The sequence below is a fragment of the Streptomyces sp. NPDC101227 genome (assembly GCF_044767545.1).
Classification (GTDB): Bacteria; Actinomycetota; Actinomycetes; order Streptomycetales; family Streptomycetaceae; genus Streptomyces.
In genome coordinates this window covers 104,606-120,784 of sequence record NZ_JBIWOD010000023.1, presented here as the reverse complement: position 1 = coordinate 120,784, position 16,179 = coordinate 104,606, and the positions used below count along the sequence as shown (strand labels likewise).

General features: G+C 71.7%; 16 protein-coding genes and 1 riboswitch. Of the genes, 7 read left to right on the top strand and 9 right to left on the bottom strand.

What is annotated here, in order from left to right:
- The first annotated feature begins 151 nt into the window (after positions 1 to 151).
- Entirely contained in the window at positions 152 to 1,168 is a 1,017-nt protein-coding gene (locus ACIRPT_RS36190) for a 2-hydroxyacid dehydrogenase (protein ID WP_403835244.1), read from the top strand.
- Here ACIRPT_RS36190 and ACIRPT_RS36185 read toward each other — a convergent pair.
- Together ACIRPT_RS36185 and ACIRPT_RS36180 are read right to left on the bottom strand one after the other, a co-directional pair.
- Positions 1,134 to 3,080 carry an anthranilate synthase family protein gene (locus ACIRPT_RS36185; RefSeq protein ID WP_403835241.1) on the bottom strand — a complete coding sequence of 649 codons (1,947 nt, stop codon included), beginning with the start codon at positions 3,078 to 3,080 and terminating at the stop codon, positions 1,134 to 1,136. The genes ACIRPT_RS36190 and ACIRPT_RS36185 overlap by 35 nt on opposite strands.
- A 109-nt stretch (positions 3,081 to 3,189) precedes the next feature.
- Complete coding sequence (locus tag ACIRPT_RS36180; protein WP_403507462.1) at positions 3,190 to 3,252, bottom strand: trp operon leader peptide; 63 nt, start codon at positions 3,250 to 3,252, stop codon at positions 3,190 to 3,192.
- A gap of 590 nt (positions 3,253 to 3,842) precedes the next feature.
- Here ACIRPT_RS36180 and ACIRPT_RS36175 point away from each other — a divergent pair.
- Both ACIRPT_RS36175 and ACIRPT_RS36170 read left to right on the top strand, forming a co-directional pair.
- Positions 3,843 to 5,186, top strand: coding sequence for a class II 3-deoxy-7-phosphoheptulonate synthase (locus tag ACIRPT_RS36175; RefSeq protein WP_403507464.1), 1,344 nt, complete (start codon positions 3,843 to 3,845; stop codon positions 5,184 to 5,186).
- A gap of 181 nt (positions 5,187 to 5,367) precedes the next feature.
- Positions 5,368 to 5,646: a bacterioferritin-associated ferredoxin gene (locus ACIRPT_RS36170; protein ID WP_403506940.1), complete on the top strand. Its 279-nt coding sequence runs from the start codon at positions 5,368 to 5,370 to the stop codon at positions 5,644 to 5,646.
- A gap of 36 nt (positions 5,647 to 5,682) precedes the next feature.
- On the opposite strand, the gene bfr is transcribed toward ACIRPT_RS36170, so the two are convergent.
- On the bottom strand, positions 5,683 to 6,159 hold the full coding sequence (gene bfr / locus ACIRPT_RS36165; protein WP_403506942.1) for a bacterioferritin: 477 nt from the start codon (positions 6,157 to 6,159) through the stop codon (positions 5,683 to 5,685).
- A 154-nt stretch (positions 6,160 to 6,313) separates the two neighbouring features.
- Between bfr and ACIRPT_RS36160 the strand changes: the two genes are divergently transcribed.
- A complete protein-coding gene (locus ACIRPT_RS36160) occupies positions 6,314 to 6,937 on the top strand; it encodes a sulfite oxidase-like oxidoreductase (protein WP_403835236.1) in 624 nt (207 codons plus the stop codon).
- Positions 6,938 to 6,968: 31 nt separating this feature from the next.
- Here ACIRPT_RS36160 and ACIRPT_RS36155 read toward each other — a convergent pair whose 3' ends face one another.
- From ACIRPT_RS36155 to thiO, 6 genes are all read right to left on the bottom strand, one after another.
- Complete coding sequence (locus ACIRPT_RS36155) at positions 6,969 to 7,520, bottom strand: DUF4396 domain-containing protein (protein ID WP_403835234.1); 552 nt, start codon at positions 7,518 to 7,520, stop codon at positions 6,969 to 6,971.
- A 66-nt stretch (positions 7,521 to 7,586) separates the two neighbouring features.
- Positions 7,587 to 8,498 (bottom strand): deoxyribonuclease IV, encoded by a 912-nt coding sequence (locus tag ACIRPT_RS36150; protein WP_403835231.1) that lies wholly within the window; start codon positions 8,496 to 8,498, stop codon positions 7,587 to 7,589.
- A gap of 63 nt (positions 8,499 to 8,561) precedes the next feature.
- Positions 8,562 to 10,520: a Stk1 family PASTA domain-containing Ser/Thr kinase gene (gene pknB / locus ACIRPT_RS36145; protein WP_403835229.1), complete on the bottom strand. Its 1,959-nt coding sequence runs from the start codon at positions 10,518 to 10,520 to the stop codon at positions 8,562 to 8,564.
- A gap of 467 nt (positions 10,521 to 10,987) precedes the next feature.
- Positions 10,988 to 11,782: a thiazole synthase gene (locus ACIRPT_RS36140; protein WP_403835226.1), complete on the bottom strand. Its 795-nt coding sequence runs from the start codon at positions 11,780 to 11,782 to the stop codon at positions 10,988 to 10,990.
- Positions 11,783 to 11,791: 9 nt separating this feature from the next.
- Positions 11,792 to 12,013 (bottom strand): sulfur carrier protein ThiS, encoded by a 222-nt coding sequence (gene thiS, locus ACIRPT_RS36135; protein ID WP_403506954.1) that lies wholly within the window; start codon positions 12,011 to 12,013, stop codon positions 11,792 to 11,794.
- Complete coding sequence (thiO, locus tag ACIRPT_RS36130) at positions 12,010 to 13,227, bottom strand: glycine oxidase ThiO (RefSeq protein WP_403835222.1); 1,218 nt, start codon at positions 13,225 to 13,227, stop codon at positions 12,010 to 12,012. Before thiO ends, thiS begins: the two co-directional genes overlap by 4 nt.
- Positions 13,225 to 13,337, bottom strand: a riboswitch (TPP riboswitch). It overlaps the preceding gene by 3 nt.
- Before the next feature lie 144 nt (positions 13,338 to 13,481).
- Between thiO and ACIRPT_RS36125 the strand changes: the two genes are divergently transcribed.
- From ACIRPT_RS36125 to thiE, 3 genes are all read left to right on the top strand, one after another.
- The gene (locus ACIRPT_RS36125) at positions 13,482 to 14,723 is read left to right on the top strand and encodes an NAD(P)/FAD-dependent oxidoreductase (protein ID WP_403835220.1); all 1,242 of its coding nucleotides are present in this window, start codon (positions 13,482 to 13,484) and stop codon (positions 14,721 to 14,723) included.
- A gap of 148 nt (positions 14,724 to 14,871) precedes the next feature.
- Positions 14,872 to 15,237 (top strand): Rv2175c family DNA-binding protein, encoded by a 366-nt coding sequence (locus ACIRPT_RS36120; protein ID WP_403835217.1) that lies wholly within the window; start codon positions 14,872 to 14,874, stop codon positions 15,235 to 15,237.
- 90 nt (positions 15,238 to 15,327) lie between these two features.
- The gene (thiE, locus tag ACIRPT_RS36115; RefSeq protein WP_403835214.1) at positions 15,328 to 15,978 is read left to right on the top strand and encodes a thiamine phosphate synthase; all 651 of its coding nucleotides are present in this window, start codon (positions 15,328 to 15,330) and stop codon (positions 15,976 to 15,978) included.
- The last annotated feature ends 201 nt before the right edge of the window (positions 15,979 to 16,179 follow it).

Sequence of the window (16,179 nt, the reverse complement as noted above, 5' to 3'; positions counted from 1 at the left end):
GAGCCCCCGTCCACGCGCGGGCCCCCGCCCCCACTCAGGTCGGCGCCCCCTCAGGTCGGCGCCGCCGGTCGATGGGCCGTATATTCGCCGTACGCGACATATCCGGCCCATTGCGTCTATGCGGGGCGAAAGCGTACCGGCGGGAGAGAACGTGGAGATCGTCGCCTTCGGCGTCCAGGCGGATGAGCGCGCGCTGCTGGAGCGGGCCTTCGAGGGCCGGCACCAGGTCCGTAGCCTCGATGTGTTCATCAACCGCGACACCGCCCCCATCGCGCGCGGCTACGAGGTCGTCAGCTCCGGCGTCAACGCCGATCTGAGCGCCGATGTGCTCCAGGTCCTCTCGGTCGGCGGCACCAAGATGATCGCCCAGCGCTCCACGGGCTTCAACAACGTCGACCTTCAGGCCGCGGCCGACCTCGGCCTGACCATCGGCCGGGTCTCCTCCTACTCCCCCTACGCGGTCGCGGAGTTCGCCTGGGGCCTGGCGCTGGCGCTGAACCGGCGGATCGTCCTCGCCGCCAACCGCACCCGTAACTTCGACTTCCGGCTGGACGGCCTGATGGGCCGCGATCTGCGCGGCCGCACGGCGGGCGTGATCGGCACGGGGAAGATCGGCGAGGCGTTCACCCGGATCGCCCATGGCTTCGGCATGAATCTCCTCGGCTGGGACATCGCCGAGAACCCCAACTGCGCCGCCCTCGGCATGAAGTACGTCGACCGCGAGCAGCTGTTCGCCCAATCGGACCTGGTCACCCTGCACGTCCCGCTGCTGGAGGCCACCCGGCACCTCGTCGACGCCGCCGCGCTGGCCGCGATGAAGGACGATGCGATCCTGATCAACTCCAGCCGGGGCGGGCTCGTCGACACCGCGGCCCTCGTGGAGGCGCTCAAGGCCGGCCGGCTGACCGGTGTCGGCCTGGACGTCTACGAGGAGGAGGCCGGGTTCTTCTTCGTCGACAAGTCCCTGGACGTCATCAACGACGACACCCTCGCCCGCCTGATGACCTTCCCCAATGTGCTGGTCACCTCGCATCAGGCGTACTTCACCAAGGAAGCCGTGGGCCAGATCATCGACGCCACCGTACGCAACGTCGAGGACTATCTGGCCCACCGCACCAACGAGAACATGCTGGTCACACGAGGACAGCTGCCAGCAGCTGAGCGGTGACCGCGGCACCGTCCAGCGTCAGCACCGACTCCGGGTGGAACTGCACGCCCGCGAAGCCGGGCCCGCGCAGCGCATGCACATCGCCGGTCTCCGCGTCCCGGCTCAACTCGACGCGGTGCATGGCCAGTTCGGCGGCCGTGGTGTCGTCGCAGCGGGCCGTGAAGGTGTTGTAGAAGCCGACGGTCTCCTGGCGCCCGAAGAAGTCGATCCGCTCCTGCGCGCCCTGGAAGGGCACCTCCTTGCGGACGATCTCCAACCCCAGCTCGGCGGCGAGAAGTTCATGGCCCAGGCAGACACCGAGGAGACCGTGCCGGTGCTCGCGGACCAGCTCGGCGGTCAGCGCGCGCAGCGTGCGCATCTTGGGGTCGGCGGCGTCGGCCGGGTTGCCGGGACCGGGGCCGAGCACCACCGGCCCTTCGTGCGCGAGCACGGCGGCCCGCAGTCCCGGCTCGTCGTAGCGGCGGACGTCCACCGTCAGGCCCGAGGTGCGCAGCAGATGCGCCAGCATCGCGGTGAAGGTGTCCTCGGCATCGACGACCAGCGCATGACCGCCTAGCGCGGCGGTCGGCGCGGTGGTCTGCATCCGCAGCCAGAAGGGGGCCAGGCCGGCGCGGCGGGTGGCCAGCGCCGCCTGCACCCGCGGGTCGTCGGCCAGCCGGGCCGGCGCGGCGTCCGCGGTGTCCTTCCGGCCGCGGGGGAGAGCGGTCGTGGGGCGGACCCCGAGCGCGGTGAGCACACCCGCCGCCTTGGCGTGGGTCTCGGCCACCTCGCCCGCCGGGTCCGAGCCCCGCACCAGCGTCGCCCCGACCGGCACCCGCAGGCGGCCTCCCCCATTCTCGATGTCCGCCGTACGGATCAGGATCGGCGAATCCAGCGTCTGCGCGCCGCCCGCATCGCGGCCGATCAGGGCCAGCGCGCCGGCGTAGTAGCCGCGGCCGCCGGCCTCGTGCCGTTCGATGACCCGGCACGCGTTCTGAACGGGCGATCCCGTGACGGTCGCCGCGAACATCGTCTCCTTCAGCACCTCCCGCACATCCAGCGACGACCGTCCGCGCAGCTCGTACTCGGTGTGCGCGAGGTGCGCCATCTCCTTCAGCCGCGGCCCGATCACCACGCCGCCCATGTCGCCGACGGTGCACATCATCTTGAGCTCCTCGTCGACGACCATCGACAGCTCCTCGATCTCCTTGCCGTCCGCGAGGAACTCCAGGAGCCCCTCGGCGGTGGGACCGCCGGCCGGGTAGCGGTAGGTCCCGCTGATGGGGTTCATCACGACGGTGCCGCCCACCCGCCGCCCGCCGTCGCCCTCGGCCGGTGGCGCCTCGCCCCCGCCCCGCCCGCCCGTCATCCGCACATGCACCTCGGGGCTGGCGCCGACCAGGGTGCGCCCGTCCGCCCCGTCACCGGTGTGCACCACGAACGTCCAGTACGCGCCCCGCTCGGCCGCCAGCAGCCGCCGGAACAGCGCGAGCGCATCGGCCCTGCCGAACCCCGGGATCTCGCCCTGGTACGTACGCCGGATGACGAAGTTCGCGCCCTCGCCCCGCCCGATCTCCTCGTCCAGCACCCGGCCGACGATCGCCGCGTACTCCTCGTCGGACACATCGAAGCCGCCGTCCCTCACCTGCACCTCATGCGCGGGAAGCTGCGCCAGCGCCTCGGCGAGCGGCAGCTCGTACGTCTCCTCCGGGACCAGCGCCATGAGCGGCGTGCCGTCGTCGCGGACGTCGAAGCCGCGCTCCCTGATCTGCCGGAACGGCACCATCGCCAGCCCCTCGGGCAGGTCGGCGAGACGGTCGTACACCGCGACGGTGCCGATGAGGACCTCCACCGTGTCCAGGTCGCGGCCGGGGGTACGGCGGTGCAGCAGGGCAAAGGGCCGGTCGTCGGCGAGCAGCTCGGGCAGATGCATGATTTCGTCCTTCTCTCTCACGTACTGGGGGGAGAGGGACGACCCGGATCCGGAAACACCGAAGGCCGCCCCTGGGGCGGCCTTCGCGGAGTCTGTGGGTGCGCGCGAATCAGTGGGCCGCCGGATGAGCGGTCCACCACCAGTTCCTGTTCAGGGTCGGCTGCGCGTGCATGGGCGGCACCTTACCGGCTGCGCCTGGCTTTGGCCGCATGTTTCTGGCTGCCCCGCCGTGGGGGGTGTTCGCCGTTGCCCCTCCGCTGCGCTTTGCCTGGGCCGCGTTTTTGGCTTTCCCGCCGTGGGTGGTTGTTCGTCGTTGCGCCTGCGGCGGGCGTGGGTTTGTCGGGTGCGGTGACGGCCCTACACGGCTTCGCCGCTACGGGCCGTCCCCTCCCGTGGGTGGGGGGAAAGGCCTGTGGGGCGAGCGTTCGTTTCCGGCTTGCTGTGACGGGATCCACAAGGCGCGCGTGACCGCCTACGCACGCCCCCACCGGTTTCTCCCACCCCAACGGGGAGGGACCGGGCCGCAGGACGGAGTCCGGAGGCCCGGTCCCGCAGCCGAACAGCCCCGCGCAAGCGGCACCAGCCCGCCGCTGGGGGCCCCTCCCACGCCCTTAAGAGCAGTGGGGGAGCCACGGCGAGACACCCCCACGGCGGGGCAGCCGACAACGTGGGGCCCAGGCAAAGCGCAGCGGACGGCCGTCTCATACTCCGGTCGCCGTGCTGGACCCCCCGTCGGGACCCCGTAATGTGGTGTTCGTGACCGTGAACGCTGAAACCCACGCCGGTGGCAACACCTGGCGAGACCTGCCCGCGGCGCAGCAGCCTGACTGGCCGGACCAAGAGGCTCTGCGCGATGTGATCGCGGAGCTCGAGTCCTATCCCCCGCTCGTCTTCGCGGGCGAGTGTGACCAGTTGCGTGAGCGCCTGGGAGCGGTCGCCCGTGGCGAGGCGTTCCTGCTTCAGGGCGGCGACTGCGCGGAGGCCTTCGACGCCGTCTCCGCCGAGCACATCCGCAACAAGCTCAAGACGCTCCTCCAGATGGGCGCCGTCCTGACCTACGCCGGGTCCGTCCCGGTGGTGAAGGTCGGACGGATCGCCGGCCAGTACAGCAAGCCGCGCTCCAAGCCGACCGAGACCCGCGACGGCGTGACGCTGCCGACCTACCGCGGCGACTCCGTCAACGGCTTCGAGTTCACCGAGGCGGCCCGTATCCCGGACCCGCAGCGGCTCAAGCGGATGTACAACGCGTCCGCCGCGACGCTCAACCTGGTGCGTGCCTTCACCACCGGTGGCTACGCCGACCTGCGCCAGGTGCACGCCTGGAACCAGGACTTCGTGAAGTCCTCGCCCTCCGGGCAGCGCTACGAGGCGCTCGCCCGCGAGATCGACCGCGCGATGAACTTCATGAACGCCTGCGGGGTGGACCCGGAGGAGTTCCGTACCGTCGAGTTCTACGCCTCCCACGAGGCGCTGGTCCTGGACTACGAGTCGGCGCTGACCCGCGTGGACTCGCGCACCGGCAACCTCTACGACGTCTCGGGCCACATGGTCTGGATCGGCGAGCGGACCCGGCAGCTGGACGGCGCGCACATCGAGTTCGCCTCCCGCATCCGTAACCCGATCGGCGTCAAGCTCGGCCCGACCAGCACGGTGGAGGACGCGCTCACCCTCATCGAGCGCCTCGACCCGGAGCGCGAGCCCGGCCGGCTGACCTTCATCACCCGCATGGGGGCGGACAAGGTCCGCGACAAGCTCCCCGAGCTGGTCGAGAAGGTCACCGCCACCGGCGCCCAGGTGGCGTGGATCTGCGACCCGATGCACGGCAACACCTTCGAGGCGGCCTCGGGTCACAAGACCCGTCGCTTCGACGATGTGCTGGACGAGGTCAAGGGCTTCTTCGAGGTCCACAAGGGCCTCGGCACGCACCCGGGCGGCATCCATGTCGAGCTGACCGGCGACGACGTCACGGAGTGCGTGGGCGGCGGTGACGAGATCTTCGTCGACGATCTGCACCAGCGCTACGAGACCGCCTGTGACCCGCGGCTCAACCGCAGCCAGTCGCTCGACCTGGCGTTCCTGGTGGCGGAGATGTACCGCGACCAGTAAGGGCAACCGGTAACGACACGAGTGGGGCGCGGATCCTGTGATCCGCGCCCCATCGCGTTGTCCCTGCATTGTCGCCACCCCGCGGGCCAGGTAAGGTAAGGGTTACCTCACTCAAGATCGGCGGGGTCGACGAGTGCCGCCGGTCGTCCGCGGGTGAGGTTCCCTACGGAGGTGAAACCGCGTGTACGTCTGCTCATGCTTCGGGATCACCGAACAGCAGGTCCGCGAGCACGCGGGCACGGGCGCCTGTACGCCCCGCCAGATCGCCTCCGCCTGTAAGGCCGGCACCGACTGCGGCGGCTGTGTACGCCGTATCCAGCAGCTGCTCGGCCGGGGCGCATGCCCGCGCCGGGAGCTCATCGACAGCGGCGCTCCCGAGCCGCTGGGCACCGCGGCCGAGCCCCCGCCGGTCGCGGAGGTGGCCGCAGTGGCGCCCGTGGCGCTCCAGGAGGCCGCGTAGCCCTGCGGGGCGGTACGGCCCGTGCGGTGAGCGCGCTCAGCTCGGCTGCTCGATCAGCTGGGCGATGTACAGCGCCTCGCCGAGTTTCTCGACCAGCTCCAGCTGGGTGTCGAGATAGTCGATGTGGTGTTCCTCGTCCGCGAGGATGTCCTCGAAGATATTCGCCGAGGTGATGTCGCCCTTGGCGCGCATGATGTCGATACCGCGCCGGAGCCGGTCGATCGCCTCGACCTCGACCTGCCGGTCCGCCTGGAACATCTCGGTGACGGTCTGGCCGACGCGTACGTGGAACAGCCGCTGGTAGTTCGGCAGCCCTTCGAGGAAGAGAATGCGGTCGGTCAGGAGCTCCGCGTGCTTCATTTCGTCGAACGACTCGCTGCGCGTGTACTTGGCGAGCTTCGTCCAGCCGAAGTTCTCCTGCATCTTGGCGTGCAGGAAGTACTGATTGATCGCGGTCAGCTCGGCAGTCAGCTGCTCGTTGAGGAATTCAATGACCTCGGGGTCGCCCTGCATGGCTGCGGGCTCCTTCCGCGCGAGAACTGGGCAGGTGCCGCGCATCCTTGCACCGCCCGGAGCAGACATCCAGTAAGTGCACGCTTAGTACGAGTTGCCCGATTCCCTCCCTCCCTGGTCATCGGCACCCCTTCCGGTCTGACAACATGGAGGCATGGGTCAGCCGCACAGCCGCGACGAGGAGCATCCTCAGCTGCCTCCGGGGCAGCGACTGCAGCGGGGCTGGCCGGTGACGCATTACGGTCCGGTGCCGAAGTTCCGCCCCGAACGCTGGGAGTTCCGTGCCTTCGGCGCCACCGCGGACGGCGGAAAGCACTGCTGGACGCATGAGGAATTCACCGCACTGCCGTATGCGACCGTCGTCTCCGATATGCACTGCGTGACGAAATTCAGCATGCTGAGCGCCGAATGGGGCGGGGTCCGGACGCAGACGATCTTGGAACTCGCGCCGCCCGCGCCGGATGTCACCCATGTGATGGTGTGGGCCGAGTACGGGTTCAGTTCGAATGTGCGGCTGGCGGATTTCGCCGATGAGAACTGCATCTTCGCCACTCACCGGTCCGGTGAACTGCTCACCGCCGAACACGGCTTTCCGGTCCGGCTGATCGTGCCGCATCTGTATGCCTGGAAGGGCCCCAAGTGGGTCCGCGGCATCGAATACATGACGGCCGACCGCCGCGGCTTCTGGGAAGAGCGCGGCTACCACAACCTCGGCGACCCATGGCGCGAGCAGCGCTACTCCTACCAGGAGGAGCCGGGCGAGGGCCCGGAGCTCTGAGCCCCGCGCCCCCGCCCTGGGCCGCTTGCCCTCAGTGGTGGAACCGGTGCACCACCGCATGGCCCTTGCCGCGGCCGATCATCCACTTGTTGACCGGTGTGGTCGCTATGAAGGCGAGCGCCAGTGAGGCCGCCAGGGCGCCCCAGAACAGCAGGTCCGACAGCTGTGCGTCCATGGCGCTGGGCCACAGCGCGATGACGCCGTTGTCGATCAGCTCCATCACGGCGATGGAGAGGGTGTCGGCGGCGAGCGCGATCCGGAACGCCGTACGGAAGTCCACGCCCGACTTCAGGACGCCGCGCAGGGTGAGCGAGTAGCCGAAGACGAAGGCCAGCGCGATCGCCAGGATCATCGTCGGGACGTTGTGCCAGCCCAGCGCGGTGCCGATGATCATGCCGAGGATCTCGCCGATGGCGCAGCCGGTGAGGCAGTGCAGGGTGGCCTTGGCGGCCATCGCCCAGCTGACGGGGCCGTGGCCGTGGTGTCCGGCGTGGTGGTGTCCGGCTGCCTCGTGCCCGGTCGCCTCGTGCTCAACGGCCTGATGCTCGACGGCCTGGTGCTCATGGTGCGCGTGGTGCTGCATGGGAAGCCCCCAACGAGACGTAGCGGTTCCTGCCCGACAGCAGGAACCGTATACCCCCTGGGGGTATCAAGCAAGGGGAGTGAGAGCGATCGGCGACCGCAGCTCCTTCAGCCGTGCCACGTCCGCCGCATGCCCCTCCTTGCCGCCCGGCGTCTCGATGACCAGGGGCACCCCCTCCGTCGCCGGATGCCGGAACAGCTCCCCGAACGGCTCCGCGCCGATGTGCCCGGCGCCGATGTTCGCGTGCCGGTCCTTGTGGGCGCCCACCACGTCCTTGGAGTCATTGGCATGGATCAGCTTCAGCCGGCCCTCGCCGGTCACCTCCACCAGCTCGTCCAGCAGCGCCTTCATCCCGCCCGGCGCCGCCATGTCGTGCCCGGCCGCGAACGCATGACAGGTGTCCAGGCAGACGCCGAGCCTGGGGTGCCGCTCCAGCACGTCGAAATACGGGCCCAGATCCTCGGCCAGCGCACACAGCGAAGAGCCCTGCCCGGCCGTCGGCTCCAGCAGCAGCCAGGGGTCGTCGTCCCGCGTCAGCTCGTCCAGCAGCGGCCGCATCCGCTCCCGCACCTGCGCCAGCGCCTCGGTCCGCGGCCGCCCGCCCGTCGCCGACCCGGTGTGCACGACGACCCCGAGGGCGCCGATCTCGCGGCCGCGCCGCAACGAGTGGCGCAGCGACTCCACCGACTTCTCGACGGTCGCCTCGTTGTGCGACCCGAAATTGATCAGATACGGCGCGTGGACGTACGCCGGAATGTCCTCCTGCGCACAGGCCGCCCGGAACGCCTCGTCCTGTGCGGGGCTGCCGGGCGGCGTCGCCCAGCCGCGCGGATTGGCCACGAAGACCTGTACGGTCTCGCCGCCCATCTCGCGGGCGTACGGAAGGCCGGTCTTCGCCAGGCCGCCGGCCACCGGCACATGGCCGCCGACCGGATTACGTGCGCGGGCGCGCTGCCCGTCGTGCTCTGCGGTACTCACCCTCCCAGGGTGCCAGGTGCCCCACGGCGGCCGTCCGCCGGACGGCCGCCGACCTGCGGGGTCCTACAGGGCGCCCTTGAGCTTGATGGTGATGGTGCTGCCCTTCGGGGCCTGCTCGTCACCTTCGACCGACTGGCTGTCGACCTCGTCCTGCGGGAAGAGCCACGGCTTCTTCACCTCGACCCGGAAGCCGGCGTCCGTCAGCGCCTTCCTGGCGTCCGCCTCGCTGTCGCCCGTGACATCCGGAACGGTGACCATCTGCGGGCCCTTGGAGAGCGTGAGGGTGACCGTGTCGCCCTTGCCCAGCGGCTTCTCCGGGTCGTTCGACTGCCGGGCGACGGTGCCCTTGTCCTCCTCCGAGAAGACCGGCTGGTCCGCGACCTTCACCTTGAAGCCCGCCTCGCGCAGCGTGTCCGTGGCATCGGTGGGGTCGTCCCCGATCACCTCTGGCACATCGATCTCGAGACCCCGGCTGACCGTCAGCGCCACCGCGGTGTCCGGCCGCCGCTTGGTGCCCGCGACCGGATCCGTACGGATCACCGAGCCCTGGGCGACCTCGGTGCTGAAGTCCCGCTTCACGGTGCCCGGAATCAGTCCCCGGTCGCGCAGCTTGCGCTTGGCGTCGGCCAGCGGGGTGCCCGACAGGTCCGGTACGGAGACGATCTCCGGGCCCCGGGAGATGGTGAGGGTGACCGTGCCCGTACCGCGGATCTGCTTGCCGGTCCCCGGGTCGGTCTTCATGACGTGGCCACGCTCCACGTTCGAGCTGAAGCCGCGCTCCACCCTCACGTCCAGCCCCTCGCCGCGCAGCGTCTTGACCGCCTTGGCCTGCGGCATGTCCAGCACGGCGGGGACGGTCGTGAACTGGCCGGCAGTGATGTACCAGACGCCCGTGCCCACGCCGAGGACCAGCAGGACGGCCGCGACGATGGTGAGGATCTTGTGCCGCTGTATCAGGCCCACGCGCGGCGCCGCGGCGGGCACCGGGCGCAGTCGGGTGGTCTGCTCCGCGGGCGGCACCGCGGCCGCCGGCGGGACCTCGAGGCGGCTGGTGCGGTTCAGCTCCGCCTCGCCGGGCATCGGCGCACCGCCGAGCCGCGGCAGCACATCCGTCCGCTCGGCGTCGCTCCCGGGCACCTCGTTCGCCTGCGGCGGCACCACGTCCAGCTGCGTCTCGCTCAGCTCGGCGCGGGACGACCGCGTCCGGGACAGCAGGGCCGCCGCGTCCTGCGGGCGCAGCTGCGGGTCGCGGGCGGTGGCCAGCGCGACCAGATCGTCCAGCTGCGGCGCCAGACCCGGCACGAAAGTGGACGGCGGCGCCACGTCCTCGTGCAGATGCTGGTAGAGGATCTGCGCCGCGGAGCCGCCGGTGTGCGGCTTGCCGCCGGTCAGCATTTCGAAGAGCACCACACCGCAGGCGTAGACATCGACCCGGGCGTCCGCGGTGCCGTGCTCCATCTGCTCGGGCGCGAGATAGGAGACGGTGCCCAGAACGGAGCCGGTGGAGGCGGTGGTGTTGGTGTCCACCGCGCGCACCAGCCCGAAGTCGGCGACCTTGACCCGGCCGTCGTCGCCGATCAGGACGTTCTCCGGCTTCATGTCCCGGTGGACCAGACCCGCGCGGTGCGCGGCGCCCAGGGCGGCGAGGATCGGCTCGAGGATGTCCAGCGCGGCCCGCGGCTGCAGGGCGCCCCGCTCCCGCAGTACGTCGCGCAGCGTGCACCCGGCGACGTACTCCATCGCCAGATAGACGTAGGTGCCGTCCGTGCCCTGGTCGAAGACGCCCACCACGTTGGGGTGGGACAGCCGCGCGACCGACTTCGCCTCGCGGATGAAGCGGTCCACGAACGCCGCGTCCGTGGCCAGGCTCGGGTGCATCACCTTCAGCGCGAGCACACGGTCGAGGCGGGTGTCCAAGGCCCGGTAGACCGTGGCCATCCCGCCTGCGGCGATGCGTGCCTGGACGTGGTAGCGGCCGTCGAGCAGCTGGCCCTCGAGCGGGTCCTGAAGGGTCGTATCCACGGCGCCGATTCTAAAGGTCCGGCGTTGTCGTCCGTCCCACCTGTCCGCTGCGCTTTGCTTGGGCCGATGTTTTTGGCTTGCCCGCCGTGGGTGGTTTGTCGCCGTTGCGCCTGCGGCGGGCTGGTGCCGCTTGCGCGGGGCTATTCGGCTGCGGGACCGGGCCTCCGGACTCCGTCCTGCGGCCCGCCCCCTCCCCGTTAGGGTGGGAGAAAACCGGTGGGGGCGTGCGTCGGTGGTCAGGTGTACCCAGTGGTCACAACCACCGGCACCGGACACATAACGCCCGCCCCCACACGAATCCCCCCACCACGGGAGGGGACGGACCGTAGCGGCGGAGCCGTGTAGGGCCGTCACCGCACCCGACAAACCCACGCCCGCCGCAGGCGCAACGGCGAGAAACCCACCACGGCGGGACAGCCAACAACGTACGGCCCAGGCAAAGCGCAGCGGACCGGCGGAGGGGCCAACTAAAACGCCGGGCGCTCCGGATCGAAGGCCGCCACGCCCGTCTCCGGCGACGACGCCAGCGCGAAATGCCGGCGCGGGATCCGTCCCGCGCCGTACGCCAGGCGGCCCGCCTCGACCGCATGGCGCATCGCCGCGGCCATGCGTTCCGGCTCCTGGGCTCGGGTCACCGCGGAGGCCAGCATCACCGCGGCGCAGCCCAGCTCCATGGCGAGCGCGACGTCCGAGGCGGTGCCCGCGCCGGCGTCCAGGATGACGGGGACGCCCGCCCGCTCCGTGATCAGCTGGAAGTTGTGCGGGTTGCGGATGCCCAGTCCGGAGCCGATCGGCGAGCCCAGCGGCATGATCGCGGCGCAGCCCACGTCCTCCAGCTTGCGGGCCAGCACCGGGTCGTCGTTCGTGTACGGGAGCACCGTGAACCCGTCGTCCACCAGCGTCTCGGCGGCGTCCAGCAGCTCGATCGGGTCGGGCAGCAGGGTGCGCTCGTCGGCGACGACCTCGAGCTTGACCCAGTCGGTACCGAGCGCCTCCCGGGCCAGCCGGGCGGTGAGCACCGCCTCGCCCGCGGTGAAGCAGCCCGCGGTGTTCGGCAGCACCCGGATCGCGTGCCGTTCCAGTACGGACAGCACCGAGCCCTGCACGCTCGGGTCCAGCCGCCGCATGGCGACCGTGGTCAGTTCCGTACCGGAGGCGAGCAGCGCCCGCTCCATGACGTCGAGGCTGGGGGCGCCGCCGGTGCCCATGATGAGCCGGGAGGTGAAGGCGGTGTCGCCGATGGTGAGCAGATCGTCGGCCATGTCTGCGGATCAGCCTCCCTGGACCGCGGTGAGCACCTCGACGCGGTCGCCGTCGCCGAGCGGGGTGGTGGGCCACTGGGTGCGCGGCACCACGGTTTCGTTGAGCGCGGCGGCCACCCCGGAGGGCGCCGCGGTCAGGGTCGCGACCAGGCGGTCGAGGGTCAGGCCCCCGGGGATCTCGCGGGCCTCGCCGTTGACGGACACCGACACGGTGGAAGGGGGCGCGGTCATACGGGCTGCTCCTCTGGGACGCGGGCGCGCTCGGCGCCTTGGGCGGTGAAGCGCGCGGGGGAGAACGGGCGGGCCTCTTCCGGCAGGCGTCCGGTGGCCAGCGCCTCGGCCATCGCGTCGCCGGTCACCGGCGTCAGCAGGACGCCGTTGCGGAAGTGCCCGGTGGCCAGGTGGAGGCCGGGCAGCGCGGACGGGCCGAGCAGCGGGGCGTTGTCGGGGGAGGTGGGGCGCAGCCCCGCGCAGGTCTCGACGAGCGGCAGCTCGGTGATGCCGGGGACCAGCTCGTGCGCGTCCCGCAGCAGCTCGTAGACGCCGCCCGCGGTGACGGTGGTGTCCCAGCCCTGCTCCTCGCTGGTGGCGCCGAGGACCAGCTCGCCGTTTTCGCGCGGCACCAGGTAGAGGGGATTGCCCCGGACGACGGCCCGTACGGTGCGCGACAGGAAGGCGGGGCTGCCGGCCGGCATCCGCGGCAGGCGCAGCCGCAGCACCTGCCCCTTGACCGGCCGCACCGGCGGCAGCACGGCCTCGGGCACCCCGGTCAGCCGCCCGCTCCAGCTGCCCCCGGCCAGCACGACCTGACCGGCCGGCAGCCGCTCGCCGCCGGCGAGTTCGACGCCGGTGGCGCGCCCGCCGTCGACCGTCAGACGCTCCGCCCATTCCCGGTGGAAAGCCACGCCGGCGCGCTCGCAGGCGATCAGCAGGGCGCTCGCCAGGAGGCGCGGATCGACCTGGTGGTCGCCGTCGACCCGGAGGCCGCCGCGTACACCGGGGGCCAGCATCGGCTCCAGGCGGCGGCATTCGCGTCCCGACAGCCACTGGGAGTCCAGCCCGGACCGGGTCTGCAGGGCGTGCAGTTCGCGCAGATGGGCACGGTCGTCGGCGTCCAGCGCCACGGCCAGGGTGCCGCACCGCCGGTATCCGATCCGCTGCCCGCTGGCCTCCTCCAGCTCGGCGGTGAAGTCCGGATACCGCCGCGCGGAGGCCAGGTTGAGGCCGAGCAGGGTCTGTTCGCCGTAGTGGAGTTCGGTGACCGCGGCCAGCATGCCGGCCGCGACCCGGGCGGCGCCGCCACCGGGCGCGGGGTCGACGACCGCGGCCGTCAGTCCCCGGCCGGTCGCCCGCCAGGCGGTGACCAGGCCGATGATGCCGCCCCCGATGACCAGGACATCGGGGTGGCCCCTGGTGGGAACGGGTGATGTGGCAGGTGGATGCATGAGCGTCCAGCCCCTCCCTTCGCCGGCATGACCCGGATCAGGTTCGTACGGTCGGAGGCCGGCCAGCCTCCCTCTCAGCCCGGTACGTCCGGGCTCCCGCGAGTGCGTGTATCCGTCACCCTAATACGGGGCCGCGACGCGCCGTAAGGGAGCGCCCGGGGGCGGCGCCCCGGCGTCACCGTCCGTGACGCTGTGTCAGAGATCTCGTTGCGTGCTGCTGCGAGCGGCCTCCCCCGCCGTCCTACAGTGAGCGGGTGAGCGAGCAGAGCACGTCCTCCCAGGCCCCTGACCACACGCCGCGCGTCGTGATCGCCGGCGCGGGAATCGCGGGGGTGCAGACCGCGGTCGCGCTGCGCGAGGCGGGCTGGCGCGGCGCGATCACCTTGCTCGGCGACGAGCCCCACCAGCCCTACGACCGCCCGCCGCTGTCCAAGGCGCTGCTGCTCGGCAAGGCCGACGGCGCCGCCTTCGACGTCGACTTCGCCGCCCTCGGCATCGAACTGCACCTCAGCCGCCCGGTCACCGCGCTGCGCCCGGACGCCCATGAGGCCGACACGGCCGAGGGCCCGATCGCCTACGACTACGCGGTGCTCGCGACCGGCGCCGAGCCCGTCCTGCTGCCGGGCAGCGAGGGGGTGCCGGGTGTCCATCTGCTGCGCACCCTCGACGACGCCGAGCGGCTGCGGCCGGTGCTCGCCGCCCGGCACGAGATCGTGGTCGTCGGCGCGGGCTGGATCGGCGCCGAATTCGCGACCGCGGCCCGCGAGGCGGGCTGCTCGGTCACCGTCGTCGAGGCCGCCGACCGCCCGCTGGCCGGCGCGCTGCCCGCCGAGGTTGCCGCCCATATGACCGACTGGTACGCGGACGCCGGGGCCGAGCTGCGCACCGGAGCCCGGGTCGCCGCCGTCGAGCCGGGCGCGGTGACGCTAGAGGACGGCAGCACGCTCCCTGCCGACGCCGTGGTCGTCGGCATCGGCGCCCGGCCCGCGACCGGCTGGCTGGCCGGCTCCGGCGTCGCCCTGTCGCCCGAGGACGGCTCCGTACTCGCCGACGAGCAGCTGCGTGCCTCCGTCCCCGATGTGTACGCGGTCGGCGACTGCGCCTCCTTCCCCTCGGCCCGCTACGGCCGCCGCCTGCTGATCCACCACTGGGACAACGCCCTCCAGGGCCCCCGTACGGTCGCCGAGAACATCGCGCGCGGGGAGGCCGAGGGCGTGGTCTACGACCCGGTCCCGTACTTCTGGTCCGAGCAGTTCGGCCGGTTCGTGCAGTACGCCGGGCATCACGAGGCCGCCGACGAGATGATCTGGCGCGGCGACCCGGCCGGCGCCTCCTGGTCGGTGCTGTGGCTGCGCCGGGGCCAACTGGTGGCGCTGCTGGCGGTCGGGCGCCCCCGGGACCTGGCCCAGGGACGCAAGCTCATCGAGAAGGGCGCCGCCCTCGACCGGGTCCGGGCCGCGGACGCCGCGCTGCCGCTGAAGACCGCGATGCGCTGACGGGGCGCTGCCGGGGGCGCGAAAGCGGGCGTGTGGTGGCGGAGCGTAATCGCGCGGGCGCGCCGGGGCGTCACCCTCCGGGGTGCCGCACGCCCCTGATGGCGATGCCCGGCTACCGACTGTCAGTGCGAGATGGCACGCTTGTCCTGTGACCGAGATTGACGCAAACATCGATGGACTCGTCCCCGCCTGGCTCACCCTCCCCGACATCGCCGAAGAGATCGGCGTCGAGGTGACGCGCGTCCGGCAGCTGGTCAAGGAGGGCCAGCTGATCGCGGTGCGCCGCGGCGAGAACCGGGCGCTTCAGGTGCCCGCCGATTTCATCAAGGAAGGCAAGGTCGTCAAGGGCCTCGTCGGCACGCTGACGCTGCTGCGCGACGACGGCTTCGCCGACGACGAGATGCTCGAATGGCTCTTCACGCCCGACGAGACCCTGCCCGGTACCCCGGCGCAGGCGCTGCGCGAGAATCGCGGCACGGAGGTGAAGCGCCGGGCGCAGGCGCTCGCCGTCTGACGCCACCGCACCCGAATCCGTAACCGCACCGGGGCGTACGTGCCGGGGCCCCCGGCCCGTACGCCCCCGACCTGGGGGGAAAGCCGCCCGATGACCACCGCACGACAGGCCCTCGCCGACGCCCGGCTCTACCTCTGCACGGACGCCCGCAAGCGGCAGGGCGACCTGGCGCAGTTCCTGGACGCGGTGCTCGCCTCGGGCGTGGACATCGTCCAGCTGCGCGACAAGGGCATGGAGGCCGGCGAGGAGCTGCGCCATCTCGAGGTCTTCGCGGACGCCTGCCGGCGGCACGGCAAGCTGCTGGCCGTCAACGACCGCGCGGACGTCGCCCATGCCATCGGCAGCGATGTCCTGCACCTCGGCCAGGGCGACCTGCCGGTCCCCGCCGCCCGCGCCATCCTCGGCCAGGACGTCCTGATAGGCCGCTCCACGCACGCCGAGGCCGAGGTGGACGCCGCGATCGCCGAGGCGGGCACGGACTACTTCTGCACGGGCCCGTGCTGGCCCACACCCACCAAGCCCGGCCGCCACGCCCCGGGCCTCGACCTGGTCCGCTACACCGCCGGCCGCGCCCCCGAGCGGCCCTGGTTCGCCATCGGCGGGATCGACGCCGGCAATCTCGACGAGGTGCTGGAGGCCGGTGCCCGCCGGGTCGTGGTCGTCCGGGCGATCACCGAGGCCGACGACCCGGGCGCGGCCGCCGCCGGCCTGGCGAAGCGGGTGCGCACCTGGAGCGTCTAGCGGCACCGAGCGGGACGCATACGGGGGCGGACGCAGCGCATACGGAGGTCATTCGAGGGGTACTCGCGGGACCGCATCCCGGGTCCGGCGGACGTTCGCCCGAATGGCCCCCGGTACGTCCTGGCGACGAATTCCGGACGTCCGGTGGCCGGGAAAATGTCCAACCCGTGGACAAACGCCGCCGCCGGTTGGTGTGTGCCA

Coding starts and splice junctions, on each gene's coding strand:
- ACIRPT_RS36185 (WP_403835241.1), bottom strand. CDS start 3,080: ATGCATCTGCCCGAGCTGCTCGCCGACGACCGGCCCTTTGCCCTGCTG.
- bfr (WP_403506942.1), bottom strand. CDS start 6,159: ATGCAGGGCGACCCCGAGGTCATTGAATTCCTCAACGAGCAGCTGACT.
- ACIRPT_RS36160 (WP_403835236.1), top strand. CDS start 6,314: ATGGGTCAGCCGCACAGCCGCGACGAGGAGCATCCTCAGCTGCCTCCG.
- ACIRPT_RS36155 (WP_403835234.1), bottom strand. CDS start 7,520: ATGCAGCACCACGCGCACCATGAGCACCAGGCCGTCGAGCATCAGGCC.
- ACIRPT_RS36140 (WP_403835226.1), bottom strand. CDS start 11,782: ATGGCCGACGATCTGCTCACCATCGGCGACACCGCCTTCACCTCCCGG.
- thiS (WP_403506954.1), bottom strand. CDS start 12,013: ATGACCGCGCCCCCTTCCACCGTGTCGGTGTCCGTCAACGGCGAGGCC.
- thiO (WP_403835222.1), bottom strand. CDS start 13,227: ATGCATCCACCTGCCACATCACCCGTTCCCACCAGGGGCCACCCCGAT.
- thiE (WP_403835214.1), top strand. CDS start 15,328: ATGACCACCGCACGACAGGCCCTCGCCGACGCCCGGCTCTACCTCTGC.